Source organism: Frankia sp. R43, from assembly GCF_001306465.1.
GTDB lineage: Bacteria > Actinomycetota > Actinomycetes > Frankiales > Frankiaceae > Parafrankia > Parafrankia irregularis.
Genome location: NZ_LFCW01000002.1, coordinates 539,481 through 565,627, shown reverse-complemented (window position 1 = coordinate 565,627; position 26,147 = coordinate 539,481). Strand labels below are relative to the sequence as shown.

General features: G+C 73.1%; 21 protein-coding genes. 3 read left to right on the top strand and 18 right to left on the bottom strand.

What is annotated here, in order from left to right:
• Nucleotides 1-236 precede the first annotated feature (236 nt).
• From ACG83_RS09850 to lspA, 6 genes are all read right to left on the bottom strand, one after another.
• Nucleotides 237-1,256, bottom strand: coding sequence for an ABC transporter permease (locus tag ACG83_RS09850; protein WP_054565836.1), 1,020 nt, complete (start codon nt 1,254-1,256; stop codon nt 237-239).
• Complete coding sequence (locus ACG83_RS09845; protein ID WP_054566537.1) at nt 1,253-2,215, bottom strand: ABC transporter ATP-binding protein; 963 nt, start codon at nt 2,213-2,215, stop codon at nt 1,253-1,255. Before ACG83_RS09845 ends, ACG83_RS09850 begins: the two co-directional genes overlap by 4 nt.
• A 172-nt stretch (nt 2,216-2,387) precedes the next feature.
• Complete coding sequence (locus ACG83_RS09840; protein WP_006544916.1) at nt 2,388-3,032, bottom strand: DUF6308 family protein; 645 nt, start codon at nt 3,030-3,032, stop codon at nt 2,388-2,390.
• 278 nt (nt 3,033-3,310) lie between these two features.
• A complete protein-coding gene (locus tag ACG83_RS09835; RefSeq protein WP_054565835.1) occupies nt 3,311-4,363 on the bottom strand; it encodes a hypothetical protein in 1,053 nt (350 codons plus the stop codon).
• 20 nt (nt 4,364-4,383) lie between these two features.
• Nucleotides 4,384-5,325: an RluA family pseudouridine synthase gene (locus tag ACG83_RS09830; RefSeq protein WP_054565834.1), complete on the bottom strand. Its 942-nt coding sequence runs from the start codon at nt 5,323-5,325 to the stop codon at nt 4,384-4,386.
• A 235-nt stretch (nt 5,326-5,560) separates the two neighbouring features.
• Entirely contained in the window at nt 5,561-6,310 is a 750-nt protein-coding gene (lspA, locus tag ACG83_RS09825; protein ID WP_054565833.1) for a signal peptidase II, read from the bottom strand.
• A 632-nt stretch (nt 6,311-6,942) separates the two neighbouring features.
• Here lspA and ileS point away from each other — a divergent pair.
• Nucleotides 6,943-10,299, top strand: a complete 3,357-nt coding sequence (gene ileS / locus ACG83_RS09820) for an isoleucine--tRNA ligase (RefSeq protein ID WP_054565832.1) — start codon at nt 6,943-6,945, stop codon at nt 10,297-10,299.
• A 310-nt stretch (nt 10,300-10,609) separates the two neighbouring features.
• Here the strand turns inward: ileS and ACG83_RS45965 are convergent, their stop codons facing one another.
• From ACG83_RS45965 to ftsZ, 7 genes are all read right to left on the bottom strand, one after another.
• Complete coding sequence (locus ACG83_RS45965) at nt 10,610-10,780, bottom strand: hypothetical protein (protein ID WP_165615827.1); 171 nt, start codon at nt 10,778-10,780, stop codon at nt 10,610-10,612.
• Between the two features lie 106 nt (nt 10,781-10,886).
• Nucleotides 10,887-11,924 carry a DivIVA domain-containing protein gene (locus ACG83_RS09815; protein ID WP_054565831.1) on the bottom strand — a complete coding sequence of 346 codons (1,038 nt, stop codon included), beginning with the start codon at nt 11,922-11,924 and terminating at the stop codon, nt 10,887-10,889.
• A 93-nt stretch (nt 11,925-12,017) separates the two neighbouring features.
• The gene (locus tag ACG83_RS09810) at nt 12,018-12,272 is read right to left on the bottom strand and encodes a YggT family protein (RefSeq protein WP_054565830.1); all 255 of its coding nucleotides are present in this window, start codon (nt 12,270-12,272) and stop codon (nt 12,018-12,020) included.
• 94 nt (nt 12,273-12,366) lie between these two features.
• Nucleotides 12,367-12,930 carry a cell division protein SepF gene (locus ACG83_RS09805; RefSeq protein ID WP_054565829.1) on the bottom strand — a complete coding sequence of 188 codons (564 nt, stop codon included), beginning with the start codon at nt 12,928-12,930 and terminating at the stop codon, nt 12,367-12,369.
• A gap of 10 nt (nt 12,931-12,940) precedes the next feature.
• Entirely contained in the window at nt 12,941-13,897 is a 957-nt protein-coding gene (locus ACG83_RS09800; protein WP_054565828.1) for a YggS family pyridoxal phosphate enzyme, read from the bottom strand.
• Complete coding sequence (gene pgeF, locus ACG83_RS09795) at nt 13,894-14,604, bottom strand: peptidoglycan editing factor PgeF (protein WP_054565827.1); 711 nt, start codon at nt 14,602-14,604, stop codon at nt 13,894-13,896. The genes ACG83_RS09800 and pgeF overlap by 4 nt, the downstream gene beginning before the upstream one ends.
• 6 nt (nt 14,605-14,610) lie before the next feature.
• Nucleotides 14,611-16,215, bottom strand: a complete 1,605-nt coding sequence (gene ftsZ, locus ACG83_RS09790) for a cell division protein FtsZ (protein ID WP_054565826.1) — start codon at nt 16,213-16,215, stop codon at nt 14,611-14,613.
• A gap of 303 nt (nt 16,216-16,518) precedes the next feature.
• On the opposite strand from ftsZ, the gene murC (ACG83_RS09785) reads away from it, so the two are divergent.
• Both murC (ACG83_RS09785) and ACG83_RS09780 read left to right on the top strand, forming a co-directional pair.
• Nucleotides 16,519-18,252, top strand: a complete 1,734-nt coding sequence (gene murC, locus ACG83_RS09785; RefSeq protein WP_054565825.1) for a UDP-N-acetylmuramate--L-alanine ligase — start codon at nt 16,519-16,521, stop codon at nt 18,250-18,252.
• 121 nt (nt 18,253-18,373) lie between these two features.
• On the top strand, nt 18,374-18,922 hold the full coding sequence (locus ACG83_RS09780) for a nitroreductase/quinone reductase family protein (RefSeq protein WP_054565824.1): 549 nt from the start codon (nt 18,374-18,376) through the stop codon (nt 18,920-18,922).
• Nucleotides 18,923-18,995: 73 nt separating this feature from the next.
• Here the strand turns inward: ACG83_RS09780 and murC (ACG83_RS09775) are convergent, their stop codons facing one another.
• The 5 genes from murC (ACG83_RS09775) to mraY form a co-directional block, all read right to left on the bottom strand.
• Nucleotides 18,996-20,525: a UDP-N-acetylmuramate--L-alanine ligase gene (gene murC, locus ACG83_RS09775; protein ID WP_063793034.1), complete on the bottom strand. Its 1,530-nt coding sequence runs from the start codon at nt 20,523-20,525 to the stop codon at nt 18,996-18,998.
• 13 nt (nt 20,526-20,538) lie between these two features.
• Complete coding sequence (gene murG, locus ACG83_RS09770; protein WP_054565822.1) at nt 20,539-21,669, bottom strand: undecaprenyldiphospho-muramoylpentapeptide beta-N-acetylglucosaminyltransferase; 1,131 nt, start codon at nt 21,667-21,669, stop codon at nt 20,539-20,541.
• A gap of 195 nt (nt 21,670-21,864) precedes the next feature.
• Nucleotides 21,865-23,322, bottom strand: coding sequence for a putative lipid II flippase FtsW (gene ftsW / locus ACG83_RS09765; protein WP_054565821.1), 1,458 nt, complete (start codon nt 23,320-23,322; stop codon nt 21,865-21,867).
• Nucleotides 23,323-23,380: 58 nt separating this feature from the next.
• The gene (murD, locus tag ACG83_RS09760) at nt 23,381-24,919 is read right to left on the bottom strand and encodes a UDP-N-acetylmuramoyl-L-alanine--D-glutamate ligase (RefSeq protein WP_054565820.1); all 1,539 of its coding nucleotides are present in this window, start codon (nt 24,917-24,919) and stop codon (nt 23,381-23,383) included.
• 158 nt (nt 24,920-25,077) lie between these two features.
• The gene (mraY, locus tag ACG83_RS09755) at nt 25,078-26,145 is read right to left on the bottom strand and encodes a phospho-N-acetylmuramoyl-pentapeptide-transferase (protein ID WP_006540936.1); all 1,068 of its coding nucleotides are present in this window, start codon (nt 26,143-26,145) and stop codon (nt 25,078-25,080) included.
• Nucleotides 26,146-26,147 lie beyond the last annotated feature (2 nt).

The following is a 26,147-nucleotide window of genomic DNA, read 5'->3' as shown; positions in this document are numbered from 1 at the left end:
CCACGACCCGTCCGTCTCCTCGCCAGCCACACCGGCCCTTCGACCCGGATCCTCCGGGGTGACCCGGTTCATCCAGGGCGAGCCGACCCCCGTCGATGCCGGACTCAGGCATCGACCGTACCCGCCGCCGCGACAGCCCCGCCTCCCGCCGCTCGGCCCGGACCACGGGTGGTCCGGGCCCGGTCGCTCCGGCCCGCGGCGACCGGAGCCACGCCCAGCGTGCGGCGGGCCCGAGGTCAGGAGCGGGTGACGCGCCGCAGGGCGTGTGCGGCCACCAGCAGCGCGGCCACGGCGACCGCGGCACAGACCCCGAGATCCGCCGAGACTCCCACCCAGTCGACCGAGGGCGCGAACGCCTGGGCCAGTGCGTCGACCGCGTAGCTGCTCGGCAGCAGGTCACGCGCCAGACGCCCGATACCCGGCAGCCTGTCGGCGGGAATGACCCCCAGGAACAGCACCACGCTCATGCCGAGCTGACCCGCGACCGTCGCGAGCTCCGGCTTCGGCGCGAGCAACCCGATCGCCGCACCGATGCCGGCCAGGCTCGCCCCGGCCAGAACCGTGACCGGAAGCAACAGCCACAGACCCGCCATCGGCAGGCCATACAGTACCGAGCCGACGAACACCGTCACAATCGTGCCCGGTACCGCGAACGTCGCGTAGGACGCGGCCGTTCCGAGGACGACCGCGGCGCCGGAGATCGGCAGTGTCAGGTAGTAGTCGAGCGCCCCGGCGGCGCGAAGCGCGCCGAACCGCTGCGCCAGCAGGTTGAGCGCCACGAAGGCCACGACGAGCACCGTCGAGCCGGCCACGACCGAGGCCGCCGCCGAGTCGTCGCCGACGTCGACGATGCCCCGCAACAGGATCATGATGCCCAGCGACTGGAACGCGGCGACGAACAGCAACGGCACCCGCGCCACCCGCGCACGGGCCAGCTGGCCCCGGTACACGGCCGCGAGGGCGGCCGGGAAGGCCGTCCCCAGCGGGAGCGGCACCGGTGACGCGTCAGCCACGCCGTCGCCCAGGTCCGCGATGGGCCGCACCGCCGTGTCAGCCACCGCGGCCTTCGCCGCCTCAGCCACCGCAGCGGCCTCGGCCGCCGGGGCCGCCGGGAGCTTCGTCGCACCAGCCGCCTCGGCCACCGGAAGCTTCAGCGAGCCCACCGGAACCGCCACCGCGGGCTTGCGTGAGCCAGCCGAGCCGGCCGGCGCGGGTGTCCCCGGGCCGGCCGCGGTGTGAGGCGTCGTCAAGGTCATGTCCGCTCCAGATCACGGCAGGTACCGCCGAGAGTGAGATACACGTCCTCCAACGACGGAGTCGCGAGACTGAAATCGTCCAGGGCCGCGAACGCCGGCCCGGAGGTGAGCTGGCCCAGGGCGTCCCGCGCGTCGGCCTGCGCGAGCCGCGTCGTCCAGCGCCGGCCGGTGACCCGCGCCGTGGCGGCGAGCCGGGCGACCGTCGGATCATCCACCGGTGGGTCGTGCCGCCAGACGAGGTCGAGCCGGACGTCGTCCGACACCGACGCCTTGAGCCGGCCGGGGGAGTCACAGGCGATCACGCGACCGGCCTCCAGCACGGCGACCCGGTCGAGGACGGTCTCGGCCTCCAGCACGTTGTGCGTGATCAGCACGACGGTCGTCCCACGCTCGGCCCGCCGGCGCTCGAGCGCCGCCCACACGGACCGGCGCGCGGAGGGATCCAGGCCCGTGGTCGGCTCGTCGAGCACCAGCACGGGGCGCTCACCGACCAGCGTGGCCGCCACGCAGGCCAGCCGGCGCTGACCACCGGAAAGCCGCCCGAGTGGCCGGCTCACCACCGCGCCCAGCGAGAGCTCCTCGATGACCTCGTCACGCTCGCGGCGCGCGGCGGCGCGGGACAGGCCGCGAAGCCGCGCGGTCGTCTCCACGGCCAGCCCGACCGGCAGGTCGGCCAGGGCGAGATCGTCCTGGCCGAGGTAGGCCGCCATCCGAGCGGCGGCCGCGGGCCGGTTGACGATGTCGTGACCGAACATGGTGATGGAGCCAGCGTCGGGCCGAAGCAGGCCCATCAGCTGGCGGACAAGTGTGGTCTTTCCGGCCCCGTTGGGACCGAGCACGCCGAAGACCTCGGCCGGTCGAACGTCGAGATCGATACGGTCGTTGGCGAGAACGGCGCACTCCCCGGCACCGTGCCGCCGGGTGAGGCCACGCACGGCGTAGCTCAGCACGGCTGTCATTCTCGCAGCCGCCACGCCGAGGTGGCGCCGCGGGCCGATGCCACCGACGTCACACCCGGGCCAGCCGGCACACCCGAACGCCCCGACACCCTCGAACACCCCGTCACGCGCCCGGCCCGCGCGCCGGTACCGACAGCAGAGACAACCACACAGTCAGGGCAATACGACACGGTCAGACGGCGCTGCTCATCCAGACCACGATGTCGAGGATCCGCAGCGGCGTCACCGGCGGACCACCCGGCGGCACGAGGCCCGCGAGCCGGCGGAACTCGTCGGCGTTCTCCCGAAGGTCGTGCTGCATGGCACGGACGAGCAGTTGCATGTACTGCCGCCAGGACCGCCCGTCCCGCGGCGACGGGGGCACGCAGTCCTCGTGCTGGTAGAAGATCCTGACCTTCGAGTCGAACAGCGGAACCAGGGCCGGCCGCTTGCGGTGCAGCACCTTCGCGATCAGCGAGCCCTTGACGTCCCGGTCGGCGACGTCGGGATCGTCGAGCGGGTCGTAGAGGGCGGCCACCAGGTCGAGCGTGACCTCGTCCGCCTCGATCAGCTCGATGCCCGGCGGAAGCCGGTCCAGCGCGCGCTGCAGCAGCGGCAGGAGCGCGGTCAGGGTGTGCATACGGTCGACGTCGACGCTCACACCGAGCAGGCAGGGCGACAGCAGATCTCCGGTACACAGGAGGTCGGGGTCGCCGTTGGTGACGAGGCCGTCGTAGTACGGATAGGCGTACCGAAGCCCTCGTCGGCGCGGGCCTACGTATTCCTCCAGCAGGCTCTCCGCATCGAAGACCTCCCGGGTGCCCCTCGCCAGCCTCACCCGAGCGCCCCCTTCATGTCACACCACCCCCGTCGTCGTCGTCGACGGCCGGACCGCGACTCGCCGGCACGCGCCGATGCGCACCACGAGCAATCCTGCCCTGTCACCCCCCGCACGCGGAAGACGCCCCCGTGGGACAACCGGGCAAGCCGCCCCGCCCAGGCGTGCCGCTGGCGACGTGCGGGTGGGCACCTCGCAGCGCACAGGACGGAAAGCAACGACCGACACGATCGGATCAGGCCCGAACGAGGTGAATGTCGGCCGGATCGCGAGCCGGGTCAGGAGCGGACCGGGTCCAACGGGACGAATCGTACGGCGGACGGCGAGCTGCCCGGCGGCGCGGGATGCACCGTGCGCACCGGCCCGCGACGCGTGAGCTCGAGCAGACGTTCCGCCGGGGCCCGCACCACGGCCGCGTACAGACATCCGCACCGGGCGCGCAACGCCATCGCCTCCAGATGCGCCCGCTGGGCGGCTACGGCATCCGTGTCCTCGCGCGCAAGGGTTTCGGCGGCGTCGGCGGCGCTGTCGAAGGCCGACTCGACATCCGCGACGGGGTCACGAACGTTCGCCGACGTCTCGGCACCGTCCGGGGGTACCCGGAAGAACACCTCGGTCACCCGGTAGTCCGCGAGCGTCCGGACCAGCTCGGCCGGTGTCTGGTAGGCGGTCAGGCTGACGACGGCGTAGAGGTCGGCGGCGGGCGCCGCCGCGCTCAGCGACTCCAGCTCGGACCGTGTCCTGTCGGCATAGGCCCCGGCAGCGTCACCGGCAGCCGGGCCCACCACGATGCTGGGTTCGACCGGACCGGCCGCGGCACCGTCGTCGTCGGCGGCGGCATCGGCGGTTCCGGACTGGCTGACGGCGGAGCCCGCCGCCCCGGAAGCGGAGCCGGCGCCCGAACTCGAGCCGGACATGGCGCCGCCGGAATCGGAGCCGCGCAGCATGGTGGTGACCGCCCCAACCACGATCAGCACGACCAGCCCGAGGACGAGCACCCGGAAGGCGGCCTCCAGCACGCCCGCGGCCGCCCAGCCTCGTGCTGCCCGCGGCTCGGCCCCGGTCACAGCCCCCGGCGCGTCGTCGACGGCCACCCTGGCGGTCACAGCGGCACGCGCTCGCCTCGCCCCCGCCCACTGGCGGTCCCCGACCGAGCCCAGACCTGCCTGCGCCCAGTTCAGCGCCCGCCCGATCGCCGGCAGCGCCGCGTCGTCCACCCGGTCGAGCAGGCCGAGCAGGCCGGAGGATGACGCCGGGGCGCCCGCAGGACCGTCATCACCCGCCGCGGCGTCGGGGTCCGGTGGGGCAGCTCCCTGGGCACGGGGAGACACCGGTTTCCTGGCAGGCATGGTCAGGTCTGGTCGTTCAGCCGTCTCAGGGCCTCGGCGAGGTCGTCGGGATCGGGGCTGACGAAGCGCACCCAGGAGCCGTCGGACGGATGGGCGAAGGCGAGGCTGGCGGCGTGCAGCCACTGCCGCTCCAGGCCGAGCCGCTGCGCCAGCGTCGGATCCGCGCCATAGGCGAGATCCCCCACGCAGGGATGGCGCAGCGCCGACAGGTGGACCCGGATCTGGTGCGTGCGACCGGTCTCGAGCCGGACCGACAGCAGGGAGGCCGAGCGGAACGCCTCCTCGGTGTCGTAGTGGGTCACACTGGGCTTGCCGCCCGCCACGACCGCGAAAAGCCCGGGGCGCCGGGGGTGCCGGTCGATCGGCGCGTCCACCGTGCCCCGCAGCGGGTCCGGATGCCCCTGCACGACCGCCCGGTAGACCTTCTCCACCTCGCGGTCACGGAAGGCCCGTTTGAGCAGCGTGTAGGCCCGCTCGCTCTTCGCCACGACCATGATCCCGGTGGTGCCGACATCGAGCCGGTGCACGACGCCCTGCCGCTCGGCGGCACCCGAGGTGGAGATTCGGTAGCCGGCCGCGGCCAGCGCGCCGATCACCGTCGGCCCGGTGAAGCCGGGCGCCGGATGCGCCGCCACGCCCACGGGCTTGTCGACCACCACGATGTCGTCGTCGTCGTGCAGGATGCCCAGCCCCTCGACCGGGGTGGCGTCGACCGTCACCGGACGCGGCGGGGCGGGCAGCGCGACCTCCAGCCACGCACCACCGGCGACCCGGTCGGAGCGGCCCCGCACCTGGCCGTCGACGCTCACCTGCCCGTCGTCCACGACGCTCGCGGCCGCGGTGCGGGAAAGCCCGAACATGCGGGCGAGAGCGGCATCGAGCCGCATGCCGTCCAGACCGTCCGGAACCGGCACCGAACGCCGATCCGTGTAGGACGTCGTCATCGGGCCGTTCCCATCCGGGATTCCAGGTCGGTAGCCGCGCAGGGGCCGCGACGAGAGGAGTTGAGGATTTCGGCTGTTCTGGCGACCGAAATCCCCAACTCCTGCTCGGGAGCAACGCCAGCCACGGCGGCCGCTCGCGGCCACGAATCGAAGAGTTGAGGATTTCGGCTGCTCTGGCGACCGAAATCCTCGACTCCTGCCCGCCAGCTGTCGCGGACCGTCAGAGGAAAGAGGCTCATTGCCCACCTGGCCTGGACGGATCCGACGGCTGGCGCGGATCATCCGGTCGAGGTTGCCCGGCCGCGGCACCCGTCCCCGAGGGCGCCGCAGCACCGCCGGGGAGGCCGGACACAGCCGGCGCCCCAGCAGACACGGCCGGCGGCCCAGCAGAAACGGCTGGCGGCCCGGCAGAAACGGCTGGCGGCCCGGCAGCGGCACCGGAGGCAGCAGACACCGCAGCGGCTCCGGAGGCGGCGGGTGCACCAGGAGTGCCGGGCCTGGCCCCGGACGGCTGGTCGCCGGTGAGCCGGCTGCCGTCCAGCCCGATCCCCAGCAGCGAGAGCACCACCGCGAGCACTCCGCCGCACACGATCGCCGAATCCGCCAGGTTGAAGATCGGCCAGTGATGGATGTGGACGAAGTCGACCACATGGCCACGCAGCGGGCCGGGCGCACGGAAGATCCGGTCGATCAGGTTGCCCACCGCACCGCCGACCATCGCCCCGAAGACGAACGCCCACCCGGTCGAGGCCAGCCGCCGGGCGGTGAGGCCGACGACCACGACCACGGCCAACGCCACCAGGCTGAGGAACACGGTGGCGCCGCCGGCCAGGCTGAACGCCGCCCCCGAGTTCCGGGTGAGGCGCAGGTCGAGCGCGCCGGGGATGATCTCGACCGGCCCGCGGCCGGAGAGCTTGGCGACCGCGAGCATCTTGGTCACCACATCCAGCGCGATCAGGCAGACCGCGGTCACCGCGACGATCATGACTGCTGGCCGTGGGGTGAGACGCCGGCCCGGCGCGGGCCCGGCGCCCGACGGCGCGGCACCCGACGACGCAGGATTCGACGGCACAGGACCCGACGGCACAGGACTCGACGGCACGGCACCCGACGGCACGGCACCACCGGCACTCAGCTCTGCTCCCGGCTCGCCCACCACAGCCACCACTCTACGGGTGCGCCCGCACCCTCCGGTCACGCCGGGACGATCCGCTCGCCGGGCGGCGCCCGCGAGCGACCCGCCGTGCCCGCGTCGAGACCTGTGCGCCGTCGGCTACGCTGGGGGACGCGGAAAGGCGTCGACGGGACGAGTAGCGGCGGGCGCAGTCACAGCGAGCCGGGGGCGGTGCGAGCCCGGTGGCCAGCGCGCCGTGAAGATCACCCCTGAGCCGCCGGGAGAACAGGGCAGCCGCCCCCAGTAGATCCGGCCACCGCGGCAGACAAAGAGTGGCCGCCCGCCGCTGTCCGTCAGGGCAGCCCGGCCCGGGCGTGCAAGGAGGGTGGTACCGCGGTACCTCCCCACCACACCTGTCGGCGGGCGACTGACGCCGCGGGGAGTGACGTGGGGGGTGTCGTCCCTCCGCCGGAGAGCCCCACCCGCCGACGGAGACCGCCACCATGACCGCTACGCCCGACGTACCCGCGGCCAACACGCCCGAGTCCGCCCCGCCTGCACCCACGCCGGCGCAGGCGTCGGCGTCCCTGTTCCGGAGCCTGCCCACCCGGGTCGACCTGCCGGCGTTCGAACGCGAGACGCTGGAGCGCTGGAAGGACACCAAGGTCTTCCACCGGTCGCTGCAGGCCAGCGCGGACCGCCCGCTGTGGAGGTTCTACGAGGGCCCGCCGACCGCCAACGGCCGGCCCGGAGCCCATCACGTCGAAGCCCGGGTGTTCAAGGATCTGTTCCCGCGCTACCGGACCATGAAGGGCTACCACGTACCCCGCCGCGCCGGCTGGGACTGCCACGGCCTGCCCGTCGAGCTCGCGGTGGAGAAGGAGCTCGGGTTCACCAGCAAGGGCGACATCGAGGACTACGGCATCGCCGAGTTCAACGCGAAGTGCCGCGAGTCCGTCCTGCGCCACGTCGCGGACTTCTCCGCGATGACCGAGCGGATGGGCTACTGGGTCGACCTGGACACCGCCTACCGCACGATGGACACCGAGTACATCGAGAGCGTCTGGTGGTCGCTGAAGCAGATCTTCGACAAGGGGCTGCTGGTCGAGGACTACCGGGTCACCCCGTACTGCCCCCGCGACGAGACGCCGCTGTCCGACCACGAGGTCTCCCAGGGCTACAGCGACACCGCCGACCCGTCGGTGTACGTCCGTTTCCCCATCCTGGACGGCCCGCGGGACCTGGCCGGGCGCGGCGCGCACCTGCTGGTGTGGACGACGACGCCGTGGACGCTGGTCTCCAACACCGCGGTGGCGGCCAACCCGGAGGTCACCTACGTGCTCGCCCGGGCCGCGAGCGGTGATCTCCTGGTGGTCGCCGAGCCGCTGCTGGCCGCCGCGGTCGGTGAGGACGCCGAGATCCTGGACCGTTTCTCCGGCACCGAGCTCGCCGGCACCCGCTACGCGCGGCCGTTCGAGCTGGTCGAGCTGGCACGTTTCGAGGAGGCGGCGGCGAAGGTCGTCGCCGCCGCGCCGGCCGGCTCACCGCCGCCGGCCCGTCCGCACTCGGTGGTGCTCGCCGACTACGTGACGACGACGGACGGCACCGGGCTGGTCCACCAGTCACCCGCGTTCGGCGCCGAGGACCTCGCGGTGTGCCGCGCCAACGGCCTGGGCGTGGTCAACCCGGTGGGGCCGGACGGCCGGTTCCTGCCCGACGTCCCGCTGGTGGGTGGCCTGTTCTTCAAGGACGCCGACGCGCCGCTGTCCGCCGACCTCACCGCCCGGGGCCTGATGTGGCGGGCACTGACCTACACGCACAGCTACCCGCACTGCTGGCGCTGCCACACCCCGCTGATCTACTACCCGCTGCCGTCCTGGTACATCCGCACGACGGCGGTGCGGGACAGGCTGCTCGCCGAGAACGCGCGGACCGACTGGCATCCCGGCCGGATCCGCGACGGGCGCTACGGGGAGTGGCTGCGGGGCAACGTCGACTGGGCGCTGTCACGCAACCGGTACTGGGGCACCCCGCTGCCGATCTGGCGGTGCGAGGCGGATCCGTCCCATCTGACCTGTGTGGGCTCGCTCGGTGAGCTGTCCGCGCTCGCCGGGGAGGACCACTCCGGGCTCGACCCGCACCGCCCGTTCGTCGACGACGTCACGGTGCCGTGCCCCAGCTGTGACGCCACCGCGCGGCGGGTCCCCGAGGTCATCGACGTCTGGTACGACAGCGGCGCCATGCCGTTCGCCCAGTGGGGCGCGCCGCACCGCAACGCCGAGGAGTTCGCCCAGCACTACCCGGCCCAGTACATCTGCGAGGCCATCGACCAGACCCGCGGCTGGTTCTACACGCTGATGGCGATCGGCACCCTGGTGTTCGACCGGTCGTCCTACGAGACGGTGCTGTGCCTGGGCCTGCTGCTGGACGCCGACGGCCGCAAGATGAGCAAGCATCTGGGCAACGTCCTCGACCCGTTCGACCTGTTCGAGCAGCACGGGGCGGACGCCGTCCGGTGGCTGATGCTGGCCGGTGGCTCACCGTGGTCGGACCGGCGGGTCGGGCACGAGGCCATCGAGGACATCGTCCGCAAGATCCTGCTCACCTACTGGAACACCGCGTCGTTCTTCGCCCTCTACGCGGGCGCGGCCGACTGGCGTCCGACGGCGGCGGACGGGGCCGGCACCGCGGCGACGGCGGCCGATCCGGCCGAGGCCGCCGCCGGGTCGGCGGCCGACGTTCCGGCCCGGCGCCCGGTGCTGGACCGGTGGGCGTTGTCCGAGCTCGCGGACACGGTCGCCGAGGTGGACCAGGCCCTGGAGCACTTCGACTCGCTGCGGGCCGGGCGGCGCATCGCGCGCTTCGTCGACGACCTGTCCAACTGGTATGTCCGGCGCTCGCGGCGGCGGTTCTGGGCCGGTGACCCGAACGCGCTCGCCACCCTCTACACCTGCCTCGACGGACTCACCCGGGTGATGTCACCGTTCACCCCGTTCCTGACGGACTGGCTGTGGTCGCGCCTGTTCTCGGGCATCCTGCCGGGGGCACCGGACTCGGTCCACCTCGCGGCCTGGCCACAGCTGCCAGCCGACCTGGTCGAACCGGGCCTTTCCGACCAGATGGACCTGGTGCGCAGGATCGTCGAGCTCGGCCGCTCGGCCCGCGCCGCGAGCGGGGTGCGGACCCGCCAGCCGCTGCCGCGCGCGGTGGTCGGCTCGTCCGCCTTCGAGGACGTGTCCGACGAGCTGCGGGGCCAGATCTCCGAGGAGCTCAACGTCGTCACGGTCGAGGCCGCGACCTCGGACCTGGTCGACATCAGCGTGAAGCCCAACTTCCGCGCACTGGGGCGGCGCTTCGGCAGTCGCACCAAGGCGGTGGCCGCGGCGGTCGCCGCCGCCGGGGCGCCGGTGGACGGCCAGCTGACGGTGACCGTGGACGGTGAGGCCATCGACCTCGGCGGCGACGAGCTGATCATCACCGAGACGCCGCGGGAGGGCTGGTCCGTCACCAGCGAGTCGGGTCTGTCCGTCGCACTGGATCTGACGGTCACCCCGGAGCTCGCCCGCGCTGGCCTGGCCCGTGACGTGGTGCGGGTCCTGCAGGACGCCCGCCGGGCCGCGGGGCTGGAGATCACCGACCGGATCGAGCTGCACTGGAGCTCCGGCCGGGAGGAGACCCAGACGGCGTTGCGCGAGCACGGCGCGACGGTCGCGGACGAGATCCTGGCCACCGTGTTCCTGGAGACACCGCCGGATCAGGAGCTGCCGACCGCGGCCGGGTGGCACCAGGGATCGTCGGCCGACCTCGGGCTGACCTTCGCCCTGAGCCGGGTCGCCCGGTCTGTGACCGCAACCAGCTGACCAACCCGGGACTCCGGGCCCGGCCCCGTCGGGGGCCGGGCTACCGGTGAAGGCCGGGCTACCGGTCTGGTTGGTCCGCCAGCGTAGCCAGCACGTGGCCGTACGGGTATAGGCCCGACCAAAATCGTTCACTCTTGCGACTCGCCAAATCGGGCTACCGGGCTACCGGGCGCTCCGAGGGCCGGCCGCGTTCGTGGAGTGCAAGCCTCCCACCCACCGACCGGCGATCTTGATCAGCGCCAATCCGCGACAGCCTCCCCGACGACCACGAACCTCAACTCCTGGTCGGCAGCAGCGGCAGACCCAGCGGCTAGCGAGCCCCGGGCCACCCGGCGGTCCGCCGGGCCACCGCGAGGGGCAGCAACGCCGCCCCGACGCAGAGCACGACGAGCGATGTGTAGGTCCAGGCTGTGGCACCGAACAGACCCACGACCGCGAGCACCGCGGCAACCGCTACCAGAGCACCGCTGACCATCACCATGCCGCACCGATCCTGAGCTGGGCATCGAGGAAGAGACCACACAAAAGCATCGGCGCCTGGTCAGCTCGCTGCGGACCAGGCGCCGATGGGGAAGAGCACGGGCGGCTCAGAACTCCTGCATTCCGGCCGCCTCCCGGCGACCAGGATCCAGATCCGGGCGGCCGTTGTGGCCGTTGGCCTCCCGGGCAAGAGCTCCCGCGCCGATCGGAGGGCCGGTCTGGAAGGCCGGAGCGGCCAGGTGCTGGGCGGGCTGCCCCGGGCCGGTGTTCTGCATGCCAACGTTCGCCGGGACGGGCGTCGGTGCCGACTGACCGGGGTTGAGGCCGGGGCGCGACGGGCCACCCGGGCCGACGGCGGGCTGGGTCGGCATACCGTCGAGATCGCGAAGCTGCATCTCCAGGTAGGCCCGCAGCCGGGTGCGGTACTCGCGCTCGAAGGCCCGCAGCTGCTCGACCTGGCTTTCCAGCCGGCGCTTGTCGTCCTCGAGCCCACCGAGCTGCTCGGCGACGTGCGCCCGCGCCTCGCCGATGATGCGGTCCGCGTCGGCTCGCGCCTCGCGCCGGGCCCGCTCGGACTCCGCCCGCGCCTCGCGCAGCGCCTCGTCGGCGGTGCGCTGGGCGAGAACCAGCGTCCGCGCGACCCGCTGCTCGATGTCGGCGTCGGTCTGCCCGGGAGCTCCCGGGGCGCCGGGGCGGACCGGGGGCTGGCCACCGCCGCCGACCAGAGCCGGCATGACGGCCGTCGGGCCGCCGGGGACGGGTGGGCCGGCCTGCTGGCCGCCGACGGGACCGGCCTGGCCACCGGGGCCAACCGGGCCACCGGGCGGCCCCACCGGCGCCTGACGCTCGCGGCTCGCCTGTGCCACCTGCGCCTGGGCCTGGCCGAGATGCCGACGGGTCTCCTCGAGCTGACGCCGCAGCTGCTGGTTCTCCTCGATGAGGTGTGCCGGCACGCCGGGGCCACCTCCGCCGGACCGACGGGCTTCGTCGAGCTGGCGGCGCAGGTCGCTGCTCTCGTCAAGCAGCCGCGTCAGTTCGGCTTCCACCTCGTCGAGGAAGGTGTCGACCTCGTCCTCGTTATAGCCCGTACGGAACCTCGTCGGGCTGAAGACCTTGTTCTGAACGTCCTGCGGTGTCAGCGCCACGTCGCCTCCTCGTGCGGCATCGCCGCTCCCCGAAGAGAGGGCGGTCTGCGGGCAGTCTGCCCTGCCTGCGGTCGCGGTGTGCACATGACCTCGTCACAGCTCCTGCGCATAGCTCCTCAAAACCATGATCACCACGAGGAGGAGCAGGAAGCCGAGGTCAAGTGCAACGCTACCCACCCTCAACGGCGGAAGGAACCGCCGGATGAAACGCAACGGGGGGTCCGTCGCCGTGTACACGATCTCAAAGACCAGGACCAGGGGACCGGTCGGCCGGAAGGAACGACTGAGAGCACGTACCAGGTCCAGGACCCACCGCACGATCAGGAGCAGCAGGTAGGCCGTCAGCACCCAAAAGAGAAGCGATCCAAGTGCGCTGATGGTGCTCTCTCCTGAGGTGACGTGGGGAAGCCTCTGACGACCTTACCGGACGGTCTTGACCTTGCTATGACTGGTTGTAGAAACCACCCTCACGGATGCGTCGCTTGTCCGTCTCCGTGACCTCGACGTTGTGCGGCGAGAGCAGGAAGACCTTGTTGGTCACCTTCTCGATCGCACCGCGGAGCCCGAAGATCAGCCCCGCCGCGAAGTCGACCAGCCGCTTGGCGTCGACGTCATCCATCTCGGTGAGGTTCATGATAACGGGAGTCCCATCGCGGAACTCCTCACCGATCTGACGCGCCTCATTGTAGCTGCGCGGCTGGAGCGTCGTGATCCGGTAGGGCCGCGGCTCCTCGACCGGCGCCACACGGCGCATCGGAGTCGGCGCGGACGGTCGCAGGTGCTCCACTGGCGGACGTCGCGGCATGGCGACTGATTCCTCCCGTGCTTCGATCCGGCGGACCGACCGGTCTATCGGAACCGGGTCGGCCGTGGTCCGCCGATCGTCTCGTACGGCGCCTCGAACGGCATCATCATGCCCATCGTCGTCGTCGTAGTCGTCGTCGAGATAGTCGTCGTCCTCCTCGGCGAGCCCGAGGTAGACCATCGCCCTGCGACCGAGCCCCATGGGCGCGACTCTAAGGGACACCGTGCCGTTCACCGAACAAAGCGGTGCCGATCCGTAGGTGTGTCGCGCCCTCGGCGATCGCATCCTCAAGATCACTTGACATCCCGGCGCTCACCATCGTCGCTTCGGGAAAGTCGCCACGCAGCCGTTCGGACACTACCCGCAGTCGCGCGAACGCCGGGCGTGGCGGCACGCCGCGGGGCGCGACAGCCATCACGCCGGCCAGAACGAGCCCTGGAGCGCGCGCGACGAGCTCGGCGAGCGCCGGGACGTCCTCCGGCCGCGCACCGCCGCGCTCCGCGGCCACCGGCGGCGACGCAGCGGAATTCTCCCTGGTGGGAAAGGCCTTATCGACCGTCGCAACCGACGGGACGGCCACGTCACCCACCCGATCGAGGCTCACCTGGATACACACGGCAATGGTGGAGCCGCTTTCCGTGGCCACCCTGGAAAGGGTTTCGGCGAGCCTCACCCGGTCCACCGACTGCACGCAGTGTGCCCATCCGGCGACGGAACGCGCCTTGTTCCGTTGCAGCTGGCCGACGTAATGCCAGACCGGCACATCGACACGGACGGCCGAGCCGAGGGTCGCGAGGCCGTCAGCACGTGATGGAAACCATGCCCCGTCGGGCGGGCCCGCCAGAGTGATTCGCCCGGTCGGTGGCCTGTTCCCGGCGCCTGCGTTCCCCGGCCCGGGGGCCGCCGAAAGCGCCGGCAGCGTGGCCAGGACCCGTCGCACCGCCTCGACCTTCGGCCCGGCCTCCTGTTCGCGGTTCTCGGCGAAGTGCCGGACACCGAGAGAGCACAGGGCCACGACATCCTCGAACGGCCAGGTCTTGCTGACGGCGATCAGCGTCAGGTCCTCGGGATCACGCCCGGCGGCGCGGGCCGCCATGACGATCCTGCCCCGCACGACGGTCAGGCGGGACCGCAGCCCCTCCGCCCGCCGCGGATCCACGACGCTCACGTGCCGACCGGCCGGATGCCCACCGGTCGGATATCCGACAGCCAGGCCAGGCCCGCGAAGCGCCCGGTCCGGCCGTCGCGGCGGTACGAGAAGAGCTCGCTCGACTCCGCACTGCACATATCCGACACGGTCACCGGTCCGACGCCCGCCGCGGCGAGCTGGCCCCGCAGACCCGCCCGCAGGTCGAGCGACGGGGTACCGGCGCGGGTGGTCCCCGCGCTGCCGGGGACAACCCGCCCGACCTCCGACCGCATCGCCGCGGGAACCTCGTAGCACCGCCCGCAGATCGCCGGCCCGAGGGTGACCCGGAGCTCGGCACGGTCGACGCCGAGGCCGTCAAAGGCCTCCAGCGTGGCCGCCAGGACCCCGGCGGCCATGCCCTGGCGTCCGGCATGGGCGACACCGACCGCGGCCGGGGATTCGAACATCACCGGCACGCAGTCGGCCACCAGTACCGCGAGCGCCACCCCGGGCACATCCGTGACCATGGCGTCCGCCTCCGGTGGCGGCCCGGGGCCGCGCACCACGCTCACACGGGCACCATGCACCTGCCGCATGAACCGGACGGGCTGCCCGACCCGTGACTCGAGCAGCCGCCGGTTGGCCGCGACGGCTTCCGGATCATCACCTACATGATCGCCGAGGTTGAGCCCGGTGTAGGGCGGCCCGCTCGTCCCGCCGTCGCGGGTGGTCACCAGGACGGGCATCGCCGCCTACTTCAGGAAGTCCGGAACATCCAGCTCGTCGTCGTCGGCCACCGGCCGGACCGGGCGGCGCGGCGGGTAGTTCGGCCGCGGGCCGGGGCGGGCCGGCTCGGGACGGTGGGCAGCCATCGCGGGCCCGCCGGCGTCCTGCGTGCCAGCCCCACCGACCGGGCCCGTGCTGTGTGCCAGCCCGGGCCGGGGCGGCGCGGCCTGCGCCGAGGCCTGGTGCACCGGCGCCTGCCCGGTGCCCTGCGCCGGGCCGCCGGGGGCAGCCCCCGCGGTGGCCGGACGCCCGAAACCGCCCTCGCCGCCCGCCTCCGGGTAGTCCCGCCGCGGTGGCGCGCCGGGCAGCCGCTGACCGCCGCCGGTCCCGGCCGCGGCGGCTCCCCCGGCCGGGGCGGCCGGGCCGTCGTCCGGCAACGGCTCCGGCACGTAGTGACCGACCTGGGGGCCGGACGGCGGCAGGTAGCTGGCGTGGGTCGGCGCCGGCCGCGGCGGCGCGGTGACGCTCGGGATGGGCGGCAGCACCGTGGCGTTCGGCGCCGCCCCCGGGTTCTGCGGCGGGTTGGCCTGGCCGGGTGCCGGCAGCTGTTGCGGGCCGGTCCCCGGGCCTGCGCCCGGGCCAGGTGGACGCCGTTGGTTCGCCAGCGTCCGGGTACGCCGGTCCTGGACCGTGTCGAACCCGGCGGCGATCACCGTGACCCGGACCTCGTCACCCAGCGCGTCGTCGATCACCGCACCGAAGATGATGTTCGCCTCGGGATGCGCGGCGTCTGCCACCAGCTCGGCCGCCGCGTTGATCTCGAACAGGCCCAGATCGGACCCACCCGAGATGTTCAGCAGGACGCCCTGGGCGCCGTCCATGCTCGCCTCCAGCAGTGGCGAGGCGATGGCCTGCTCGGCGGCTACGGTCGCCCGGTCGTCTCCGCGGGCGCGCCCGATACCCATGAGCGCGCTGCCGGCGTGGGACATGACGGTCTTGACGTCGGCGAAGTCGAGGTTGATCAGACCAGGCGTGGTGATCAGGTCGGTGATGCCCTGGACACCGGAGAGCAGCACCTGGTCGGCGCTGCGGAAGGCGTCGAGCACGCTGATGTCGCGATCGGTCATCGCGAGCAGGCGGTCGTTCGGGATGACGATGAGGGTGTCGACCTCGTTGCGCAACGTGTCGATACCGGTGTCCGCCTGGGTGGCACGGCGGCGGCCCTCGAAGGTGAAGGGCCGGGTCACCACACCGATCGTCAGTGCACCGAGCGAACGGGCCACGTTGGCGACCACGGGGGCGCCACCGGTACCGGTGCCGCCACCCTCACCCGCCGTGACGAAGACCATGTCGGCCCCCTTGAGGACCTCCTCGATCTCCTCACGGTGGTCCTCGGCGGCCTGCCGGCCCACCTCCGGGTCGGCACCGGCGCCCAGGCCACGGGTGAGTTCACGGCCGACGTCGAGCTTGACGTCGGCATCACTCATCAACAATGCCTGGGCATCGGTGTTGATGGCGATGAACTCGACACCCTTGAGCCCGACCTCGATCATCCGGTTGACGGCGTTCACGCCGCCTCCGCCTATCCCGACGACCTTGATGACCGCGAGATAGTTCTGTGGGGCTGCCATGCGGTGTCGGTCCTCCAGCGGCGTAGGTGGGCAGGCAGGGGGGCTCCCCGGCTCCGGAGCCCGCGGTCTTGCGACCGATGGAGCGGGGAAGCAGCCGAGCAGCCTCAACCTTCACCGTCAGCTAGACGGTTACAGTTATGTCAACTTCCGACTGTGGATCGGACAGTAGGCACGGCTTCGGCAGTGGTCAAGGAAGCTGTCGGCGCGTCACACCGATGGGATTCACGTCCCCTTCGTCACACCGGTACCGGCTCGCCCGGCCGCCGGCACCGCGCATGTGCCGGGTGGTGTGTACTGCGTGGCGTGACCGGTCAGAACTCGGCAGGACCCGCGGCCGCGCAGAAGGCCGGGCCGGCGTCCTTCGTCACCCCTTCCCAGCCACAGCCCGATCGGGCGAAACGGGTGCACTTTCTCGGCATCGGCGGTTCCGGCCTGTCGCCCCTGGCCCAGATCCACCTGGCCGGCGGCGGGGAGGTCTCGGGCAGCGACCAGGAGGACTCGGCCCGGGTCGCCATGCTGCGGGCGCTGGGAATCGCGGTCCGCGTCGGGCCGCCCGCCGACCCGGCCGCGCTGGCCACCGAGCTGCGCGGGGCGGACGTCATCGTGGCCTCGAGCGCGTTGCGGGACGACCACCCAGAGATCGTCGCGGCCCGCGCGCTCGGCATCCCCGTCATGCGTCGCTCCGACTGGCTGCCGGAGCTGACCGCGGCCTACCGGCTGGTCGCCGTCGCCGGCTCACACGGCAAGACCACGACGGCCGCCATGCTCACCCTGGTGCTGCGGGCCGCCGGGGTGGATCCCACCGCCGTCATCGGCGCCGAGGTGGCCCAGCTGGGGGGCAGCGCGGTGGCCGGGACGAGCGATGTGTTCGTGCTGGAGGCGGACGAATACGGCGGCGCGTTCGCCGGGCTCGACCCCGAGCTCGCCGTGATCACCAATGTCGAGTGGGAGCACCCGGACCTCTTCCCGGACGAGGCGTCGGTCCACGCGGTGTTCACCGACTTCGCCGCGCGGGTGCGCCCGGGCGGGCGGCTCGTGGTCTGCGGCGACCACCCCGGGGTCGCCGCCGTGCTCGCCCGGCTCGACCAGCGCGCCGCCGCACCCGACCAGCCGCGCACCGCACCCGACCAGCCGCGCGCCACACCGGAGCAGCCCGGACCCGACCAGCCGCGCACCGCGCCCGACCAGCTCCGTGCCACACCCGACCAGACCGGGCCCACACTCGACCAGACCGGCGCGGCGGCGCGGGCGCGGGTCGTCGACTACGGCTTCGCGGCGGGGCGGACCTGGCAGGCCGTCGGCTATACGCCTCGGCCCGGCGGCGGCTCGGTGTCGACCGTGTGGCACGACGGCGTCGAGGTGGGTGAGCTCGCGCTGGCGCTCCCCGGCCCGCACGTCGCCCTGAACGCCCTCGCCGCCCTCGCCACCTCGGCGGAGCTGGGGGTGGTGCCAGAGACCGCGCTGCGGGCGCTGGGGACGTTCTCCGGCGCGGCCCGGCGCTTCGACACCGTCGGCCAGGCGATCACGGCGGGCGGAACCGCCGTCGAGATCGTCGACGACTACGCCCACCATCCGACGGAGATCCGGGCCACCCTGCGGGCCGCCCGCGACCGGGCGGCGGGGCGCCAGGTCTGGGCCGTGACCCAGCCGCACACCTTCAGCCGGCTCGCCGCGCTGCTCGACGACTTCGCGACCGCCTTCGAGGACGCCGACCGCGTCTACGTCACCGACATCTACGCCGCACGCGAGACGGACGACCTCGGCCTGCACGCGACCGATCTGGCCAAGAGGATCAGCCGGCCTCGGCGCAGCGACTATGTGAGCTGGCCCGAGCTGCTCGACCGGCTCCTCACCGACCTGGACGCGGCGGCGGACGACGTCCAGGGCGACCGGGGCGTCCTGCTCCTCACACTGGGCGCCGGCACGATCACCACCGTCGGCCCGCTCCTGTTGGATCGGCTCCGCCGCCCCGGCGACCACGACCAGACCCCCGTTCCGGACACGATGGGACAGATCCCCAGGACGCGACCGGCCTGACAGGCCTTCCCTGCCGGCCACCACCCTGCGCGAATGGTTGACTGCGCCGCGTGACAATCGTCGGTGAGTGGCCGCGTGACAGCCCCACCGGCCGCTCCGATGGCGAGGGTGAGGATCGACGATGACCGAGACGCGGCCCGCACAGAGTCGTGAATTCGACTTCAGGGTGGTCAACCAGGCGGTGATCAACGAGTACCGGGCCACCGGCGGGAAGCTGGAGAAGACCCTGGCCGGCTCACGCCTGCTGCTGCTGACCACGGTCGGTGAGACCACCGGACGCCCGCACACCACGCCGCTCGGCTACGTACCGGACGAATCCGAGCTGCCAGCCGCGGCCGACGGCTCCGCGGACGAGGCTGGCAGCTCCGGCGAGGCTGGCAGCTCCGGCGAGGCCGACCGGTCGGAGGGCTCGGGATCCCGCCGCCTGGTCGTCTACGCGTCGAACATGGCCGCCGGCGAGCATCCGCAGTGGTACCGCAACCTGCTGGCACAGCCGAAGGTCACCGTCGAGGTCGACACCGACCGGTTCGACGCGCAGGCGTCCACCGCCACCGGCGCCCAGCGGGAGCGGCTGTACGAGGCACTGGTGGAGGGCATGCCGGGAATCCGCTCCCACCAGGAGCAGACCACCCGGGAGATCCCCGTCGTCATCCTCGCGCCGCTGCGCTGAGGCCTCCCCGACCCTCTCCGAGGGCTCGCCGACGGAACACCGCCAGGCGGCCGCGCCTCCCGCGGGAGGCGCGCTAGCCGCGGTGGGAGGCGGCGCGGGCGGTCAGCAGGCGCAGCAACTCAGGCCCGATCTGGGTAACGTCTCCGGCACCCAGGGTGAGGACGACGTCCCCTGGGCGGGCCCGGTCCATCAGCTGGCCCGGAACCGCCGACCAGGACGGCTCGTAGCCGACCTCGGCCTGCCCGCCGCGCGCCGCCAGGGCGACCCGCGCACCGCCGGCTCCCGGCTCGGGTGCCTGGGCGGCGCCGTAGACGTCCATCACGACGACCGAGTCGGCGGACCGCAGCGCCTCACCCAGCCGCTCGGCGAGCAGCGCGGTGCGGCTGTACAGATGCGGCTGGAACGCGACGACCACCCGTCCGCCGCTGGCGAGCGCCCGCGCGGTGGAGATCGCGGCGGTGACCCGGTCCGGGTGGTTGGCGTAGTCGTCGACGACCCGGACCCCGGCGGCCGAGCCCAGCGGCTCGAACCGGCGCCGGACCCCGGCGAACGACGCCAGCCCGGCGAGCAGGCCGTCCGCGGGCGCCCCCAGGGCGAGCCCCGTCGCCAGCGCGGCCGCGGCGTCCAGCAGGTGATGGCGGCCGGGCACCCGCAGCGACATCCGGCCCAGGCGTACGCCGTGAGCGATGATCTCGGCGCTGGTGCCCGCGGTGGAGACCTCCGCCGCGACGATGCGCAGGTCCGCGGACGGTCCGAACCCGTACCCGGTCAGCCACGGCCCCCGCCCACCGGACCTGCCGGCGCCCCCGGTGCCGGCCCCGAGGCCGGCACCGGTGGCCTCGGTGGCCTCGGTGGCCCTGGCGGCCTCGGTGGCCCTGGCGGCATGGCGTGCCGCCTCGGTGGCGAGGCTCCAGGCGGCCTCGTCGTCCACGCAGGCGACCAGGAAGCCGTCGGGCTCGACCCGGTGCAGGAAGGTCGCGAACGACGCGCGCAGGGCGGGCACCGTCCGGTAGAAGTCCAGATGCTCGTCGGCCACCCCGGTGAGCACCGCACCGTGCGGCTGGAGCTGCCAGAACGCGCCGCCGTCCTCGTCGGCCTCGACGATCATCAGATCGGAGCTGCCCGCGTGGGTCTGTGACCCCGCCTCGCCGGGGTCCCCCCCGACGGCGAAGGTGGGGTCCTCCCCGCACGCCTGCAACGCGGCGGTGAGCATCATCGCCGCGGTCGTCTTCCCGTGCGAGCCCGCGACCGCGACGCCCCGATGCCCCTGCATCAGCCCGGCGAGCGCGGCGGAGCGGGTCAGGATCCGCAGCTCACGCCGGCGGGCCTCGGCCAGCTCGGGATCCTCGGCGGGCACCGCGGGCGCCACCACGACGAGATCGACGCCGGCCAGGCCGCCCGGGTCGAAGCCGGCCGGATCACGACCCACCGTGACCGGAACACCCAGCGCCCGCAGCTGCGCCAGCTGGCGGGACTCGACCGCGTCGCTCCCGGACACCACCGCGCCCCGGGCGACCAGCAGCCGCGCGAGGCCGCTCATGGCTACTCCGCCGATACCGACGAGGTGGACCCGCCGCCATCCCTCGGGAAGATCGCGCGCCATCACGCCGGAGTCCTCAGCCCGCCGCGTGCCGGGGACCCGAATGGCGGCGGGTCGCCTCCGCCTGTCTGATCATCTCGACGATCGTCCGGGCGGCGTCCGGATGCCCGCTGCCCGCACACGCCGCGGACATCTTGCCCAGCCGCTCCGGTGACGTCAGCAGCGGCAGCAGGTTGGCGGCCAGCCACTCGGGGCTCAGCTCGGCGTCCTCCACCAGCAGGCCGCCACCGGCCTCGACCGTGGGGAGCGCGTTGCGCCGCTGCTCGCCGTTGCCATGCGGCAGCGGGACGTACACGGCCGGCAGACCGACGGCGGCGAGCTCCGCGCAGGTCATCGCGCCGGACCGGCACAGGCTCACGTCAGCCGCGGCATAGGCGGACGGAATGTGGTCCAGGTAGGGCAGCACGCGGTACGGCGCGGGCAGGCCCGCCGGCAGCGCGGCGACGACCTCGTCGTAGTTCTTCGGCCCGGCGGCATGCAGGACCTGGATGCCCGCACCGGTCAGGGCCCGCGCGGCACCGACGGCCGCGCTGTTCAGCGAGCGGGCGCCCTGCGAGCCGCCGAACACCAGCAGGGTCGCCCGGTGCGGGTCGAGGCCGTAGCGGGCCCGGGCGTCCCGGGCGGCCGGCACCGAGCGGTCCAGGGTGAGGATCTCCTCGCGCAGCGGGATCCCCGTCAGCGTGGCGCCCCGCAGCGGGGTGCTGGGGTAGGACGTGGCGACGAACGAGGTGAGGCGCGCGCCCAGCCGGTTGGCCAGGCCCGGCAGCGGGTTGGCCTCGTGCACGACGATCGGCACCTTCGCCCGGCGCGCCGCGAGATAGGCCGGCACGGCGACATACCCGCCGAAGCCGACGACGACGTCCGCGCGCACCTCCCGCATCGCCGCGCGGGCCGCGCCGACCGCGGCCAGCAGCCGGTTCGGCACGGTCAGCAGCGCCGGGGTCGGACGCCTGGGCATCGGCACCTTCGGCACGGTGGCCAGCTGGTACCCGCGCGCGGGCACCAGCTTCGCCTCCAGGCCGGTCTCGGTGCCCAGCAGGGTCACCCGGATCCGCGGGTTGTCCGCACGCAGCGCGTCGGCCACCGCGAGCGCCGGTTCCACATGGCCGGCAGTTCCGCCGCCGGCGAGCAGCACACTTCGCAACATCGGCCCTGACGATTCCACATCGGCACCGGCCGCACACAACATGGTCGGTCGCAGGCCCGGCGTGGCTCGCCGGGCCTGCCCGTCCGGGCCCGGTCCGGGCCATGTCCGAGCCTGGGGCGGGCCATGTCCGAGCCTGGGGCGGGCCATGTCCAAGCCTCGGGCGGGTCTGCTCGGGTCGGTTCAGGTCTGCTCGGGTCAGGCCGGGTCCTGCGCGAGAGGAGCGGCTGCGGAGCGGCGGCGGCGGCGCAGCCAGACCCGGTTCGCCCGGCCCTCCCGGCGCGCCTCGGCGCGTTGCGCCAGGTACCGGGCGGCGTCGGGCTCGGCCCGCGCGAAGGCCAGCAGCATGCCGAGGGCGCCCATCGTCGGCAGCAGCGCCGACCCGCCGAACGACACCAGCGGAAGGGTCACCCCGGTGATCGGCAGCAGCCCGACGACCGCGCCCATGTTCACGACGGCCTGCGCGATGAGCCACGCGGTCACCCCCGCGGCGGCGAGCCGGATGAACAGGTCGTCGGTGCGGTGCGCGATGCGCAGACCGGCGTAGCCCATCACCCCGAACAGGCCGACCGTCACCAGGCTGCCCAGCAGGCCCAGCTCCTCACCGATGATCGCGAGGATGAAGTCGGTGTGGACGGCGGGCAGCAGGTCCGGCCACTTCTCCTTGGACGCCCCCAGCCCCTCCCCCCACCAGCCACCGGATGACAGCGCGTAGATGCCCTGGACGGCCTGGAACCCGGTGTTGCTGGCGTCCGCGAACGGATCACGGAACGACATCAGCCGCTCCAGCCGGTACGGCGCGCTGATCGCCAGGACGGTGGCGGCGGCGACCATGCCGCCCAGCAGGCCGGCGTAGATCCGCAGCGGGGTCCCGACGACCCAGAGCACGGCCAGCGGCACGACGGTGACGCAGATGGAGCCCCCGAGATCGGGCTCCAGCATCAGCAGCAGGTCGACGAACAGGAAGCCGGGCACCACCGGGATGATCAGATGCTTCCAGTCGACCAGCAGGCGGTGCTTGCGGACGAGGACGTCCGAGCACCACAGCAACAGCGCGATCTTCGCGAACTCGCTGGGCTGCAGGGTGTACGGACCGACCGGGATCCACTGCCTGGAGCCGTTCTCGACATGCCCGATCCCGGGCACGAGCACCGCCATCAGCAGCACCACCGTGATGCCCAGCAGCGGGTAGGCGGCCGCGCGGAAGACCCGCACCGGCAGGCGACTGGCGATCACCAGCAGCGGGATCCCGATGCCGGCCCAGGTCGCCTGCCGCAGGAACAGCGTGTAGGACGAACCGAAGTCCTGACGGGACCGCACGCTGGACGCGGAGAGCACCATCACCAGGCCCAGCAGCAACAGCAGCCCGGCGGAGGAGAGCAGCAGGTAGTACGACGCCATCGGGCGGTCGAGAATCGGCGTGCGCGGGTCGTCCACCCAGGACTCGCCGGCCTCGTCCGACGCCGGCGGATCACCGCGACCGGGTTGCCCGGGACCCGCCGTGGCGATGGTGGCGGCCGTGGCGGCCACGGACGCCCTGGACGCCCTGGACGCCGCTCTGGACCCCCCGGACGACCCGGACGACCCGACGGAACCGGACGCGGTGCCGGTGGCGCGCCCGGGGCCCCCTGCCCGCGTGGTACGCGCGCCGGTCATGCGCTCGCTCACACTCCCCCTCCCCGACGCACCGGTGGGGACGGTCGCGCCGACGCGTTCAGCCTTCCCGTGCCCGCACGGCCGCGGTGAACAGGTCACCGCGCTCCGCGTAGTCACGGAACATGTCCATCGAGGCCACCGCGGGGGCGAGCAGCACCGTGTCACCCGGTGCCGCGAGCTTCATGGCGGCCTCCACCGCATCGTCCATGCCGCCGGCGCGTTCTACGGGGACATCGGGGGCGTGTCGGGCGAGAGCCGCGGCGATCTCGTCGGCGCACCGGCCCATCAGCACCACCGCGCGCAGGGTAGGCCGGGCCGTGACCACGAGATCGTCGAATTCCAGGCCCTTGTTGAGGCCGCCCGCGATCCATACCACCGACGGGTACGCGCGCAGCGACGACGCAGCCGCGTGCGGGTTGGTGGCCTTGCTGTCGTCGACGTAGCGGACACCGCGCAGGAGCCCGACGGTGGCGTTGCGGTGGGCTCCGGGGCGGAACATCGCGAGCGCGGCGCCGATGGCGGCCGGGTCCACGCCGTCCGCCCGGGCGAGCGCCGCCGCGGCGAGCGCGTTGGCGATGTTGTGCGGCCCGAGGTCGGCGCCGACGGTGGGCAGCGAGCTGGCGGCCAGCCCGCCCGGCTCGGCCCGCACGGCCTGGTCGACACTCGCGCCCCGGCCGGCGGCCACCCGACCGGCGGCACCCGAGCCGCGACCCGGTGAGTGGCCGGCCGCGCCGAGGTCGGCGACCGCGATCAGCCGGCCGCCGGAGAAGGCACGGTCGACCAGATAGCCGCCGACCACGGTGAGATCGGGCCGCGGGCTGCCGTTCGGGTCCAGGCCGAAGGTGATCCGCCGGCCGGGTGCCCGCGCCAGCAGCTCCAGGCTGGCCGGATCGTCCGCGTTGCCCACCGCCACGGTCTGCGGCGCCGCCCAGATCCGTGCCTTGGCCGCCGCGTGGGCCGCGGCCCCGCCGTGCCAGTCCAGGTGGTCCGGCGCCACGTTGAGCACCGCTGCGGCGCGCGGCGCGACGGTCTGGGTGTAGTGCAGCTGGAAGCTCGACAGCTCGACCGCGAGGACGTCGTAGGGCGGGCGGGCGTCGACCGCCGTCACCAGCGGCGTGCCGATGTTGCCGGCCGTGGTGGCCCGCCGGCCACCGGCGAGCAACATCGCGCCGAGCATCTCGGTCGTCGTGGTCTTCCCGTTGGTTCCGGTGATCGCGAGCCAGCGGGACAGCCCGCGCCAGCGCCAGGCGAGCTCGACCTCCCCCCACACCGGGACACCGGCGGCCGCCGCGGCCCGCAGCAGCGGCGTCGTGGGCGGCACGCCCGGCGACGTCACGACCAGTGTGGCCGCTCCGTGGCCCGCCGGGAGCCCGCCGAGGCGGACCTCGACTCCGTGCTGGCGCAGCCGGTGGGCCGCCGTGTGCTGGCCGGGGCCGTCGGCCGCGTCGACGGCCGTCACCCGTGCCCCGCGGGCTGCCAGCGCCTCGGCCGCCGCGACGCCGGAAAGACCGACCCCGACCACCAGAACCGGCCTTCCGGCCAGCTCGGACGCGTCCAGGATCTCGGCGCCTCCCGCCGGGGCCGGTCCCGTCGCCATCGGCCCTGGCGTCATCGGTCCTGGCGTCATCGGTCCTGGCGTCATCGGTCCTGGCGTCATCGGCCCTGGTGTGCTGTCCGGATCGTTCCTCGCGCCCGCGGCCCCCCCGGAAGCGATGTCCGCCTCTCCGCCGCGCCGCGATCCGGACCTACTCATCGTCAACCGCCCCCATGGGAGAGAAACTCGGCGTAGAACAGCCCCAGCCCGAACGCGACCGCCAGTCCGGAAACAATCCAGAATCGGATGATCACAGTAGTCTCGGGCCATTCGGCAAGCTCGAAGTGATGGTGAATGGGCGCCATGTTGAACACCCGCTTCTTCGTCGCCTTGAAGAAGGCCACCTGAATCATCACCGACAGGGTCTCGATCACGAACAGGCCGCCCAGCACGAACAGCAGCAGCTCGGTGCGGCTGACGATCGCGATGCTGGCGAAGGCCCCGCCGAGCGCCAGTGAACCGGTGTCACCCATGAAGATCTTGGCCGGGCTGGCGTTCCACCACAGGAAGCCGAAGCACGCACCCATCGCCGCGGCGGCCACCAGCGCGACGTCCAGCGGGTCACGCACGTAGTAGCAGCCCTGGGTGAGCGCACCGGCCTCGCAGATGTTGCCGAACTGCCAGAACGAGATGACGACATAGGCACCGAAGACCATCGCCGAGGTGCCGGCCGCGAGCCCGTCCAGGCCGTCGGTCAGGTTCACCGCGTTCGACGTCGCGGCGATGATGATCCAGGCCAGCAGCGGGAACCCGATCAGCCCGACCGAGAAGCCGGTGTCACGCACCACCGAGATGAACGTCGAGCCCGGCAGCAGGCCGGCGTCGTTCTTGAACCGGACGGCCAGCAGCCCGAAGGCCAGCGCGACCGCCGCCTGGCCCGCGAACTTGGTCCGCGCCGTGAGGCCCAGGCTGCGCTGCTTGCGGATCTTTATGTAGTCGTCCAGGAAGCCGACCACGCCCAGGCCCGTCATCACCATCAGCACCAGCAGGCCCGACGCGGTGAGGCCGATGCCGGCCACCAGATGCGCGACGAAATAGCCGACCAGTGTGGCGAGGATGATGACGGTGCCGCCCATGGTGGGCGTGCCTCGCTTGGTCAGGTGGCTGGACGGGCCGTCCTCGCGGATCTCCTGCCCATAGCCCTGGCGTCGGAAGAAACGAATCACCGACGGGGTGCCGAGCAGCGAGACCACCAGCGCGACCAGCGCGGCGACGAGAACGCCTCTCACGC

Excerpts from the sequence above, each read along its gene's own strand:
- ACG83_RS09850 (WP_054565836.1), bottom strand. The coding sequence starts at position 1,256 with ATGACCTTGACGACGCCTCACACCGCGGCCGGCCCGGGGACACCCGCG.
- ACG83_RS09845 (WP_054566537.1), bottom strand. The coding sequence starts at position 2,215 with ATGACAGCCGTGCTGAGCTACGCCGTGCGTGGCCTCACCCGGCGGCAC.
- ACG83_RS09830 (WP_054565834.1), bottom strand. The coding sequence starts at position 5,325 with ATGACGACGTCCTACACGGATCGGCGTTCGGTGCCGGTTCCGGACGGT.
- lspA (WP_054565833.1), bottom strand. The coding sequence starts at position 6,310 with ATGATCGTCGCGGTGACCGCGGTCTGCCTGATCGCGCTGGATGTGGTG.
- ileS (WP_054565832.1), top strand. The coding sequence starts at position 6,943 with ATGACCGCTACGCCCGACGTACCCGCGGCCAACACGCCCGAGTCCGCC.
- ACG83_RS45965 (WP_165615827.1), bottom strand. The coding sequence starts at position 10,780 with ATGGTGATGGTCAGCGGTGCTCTGGTAGCGGTTGCCGCGGTGCTCGCG.
- ACG83_RS09805 (WP_054565829.1), bottom strand. The coding sequence starts at position 12,930 with ATGGGGCTCGGTCGCAGGGCGATGGTCTACCTCGGGCTCGCCGAGGAG.
- pgeF (WP_054565827.1), bottom strand. The coding sequence starts at position 14,604 with ATGCCCGTCCTGGTGACCACCCGCGACGGCGGGACGAGCGGGCCGCCC.
- ftsZ (WP_054565826.1), bottom strand. The coding sequence starts at position 16,215 with ATGGCAGCCCCACAGAACTATCTCGCGGTCATCAAGGTCGTCGGGATA.
- ACG83_RS09780 (WP_054565824.1), top strand. The coding sequence starts at position 18,374 with ATGACCGAGACGCGGCCCGCACAGAGTCGTGAATTCGACTTCAGGGTG.
- murC (WP_063793034.1), bottom strand. The coding sequence starts at position 20,525 with ATGGCGCGCGATCTTCCCGAGGGATGGCGGCGGGTCCACCTCGTCGGT.
- murG (WP_054565822.1), bottom strand. The coding sequence starts at position 21,669 with ATGTTGCGAAGTGTGCTGCTCGCCGGCGGCGGAACTGCCGGCCATGTG.
- ftsW (WP_054565821.1), bottom strand. The coding sequence starts at position 23,322 with ATGACCGGCGCGCGTACCACGCGGGCAGGGGGCCCCGGGCGCGCCACC.
- murD (WP_054565820.1), bottom strand. The coding sequence starts at position 24,919 with ATGGCGACGGGACCGGCCCCGGCGGGAGGCGCCGAGATCCTGGACGCG.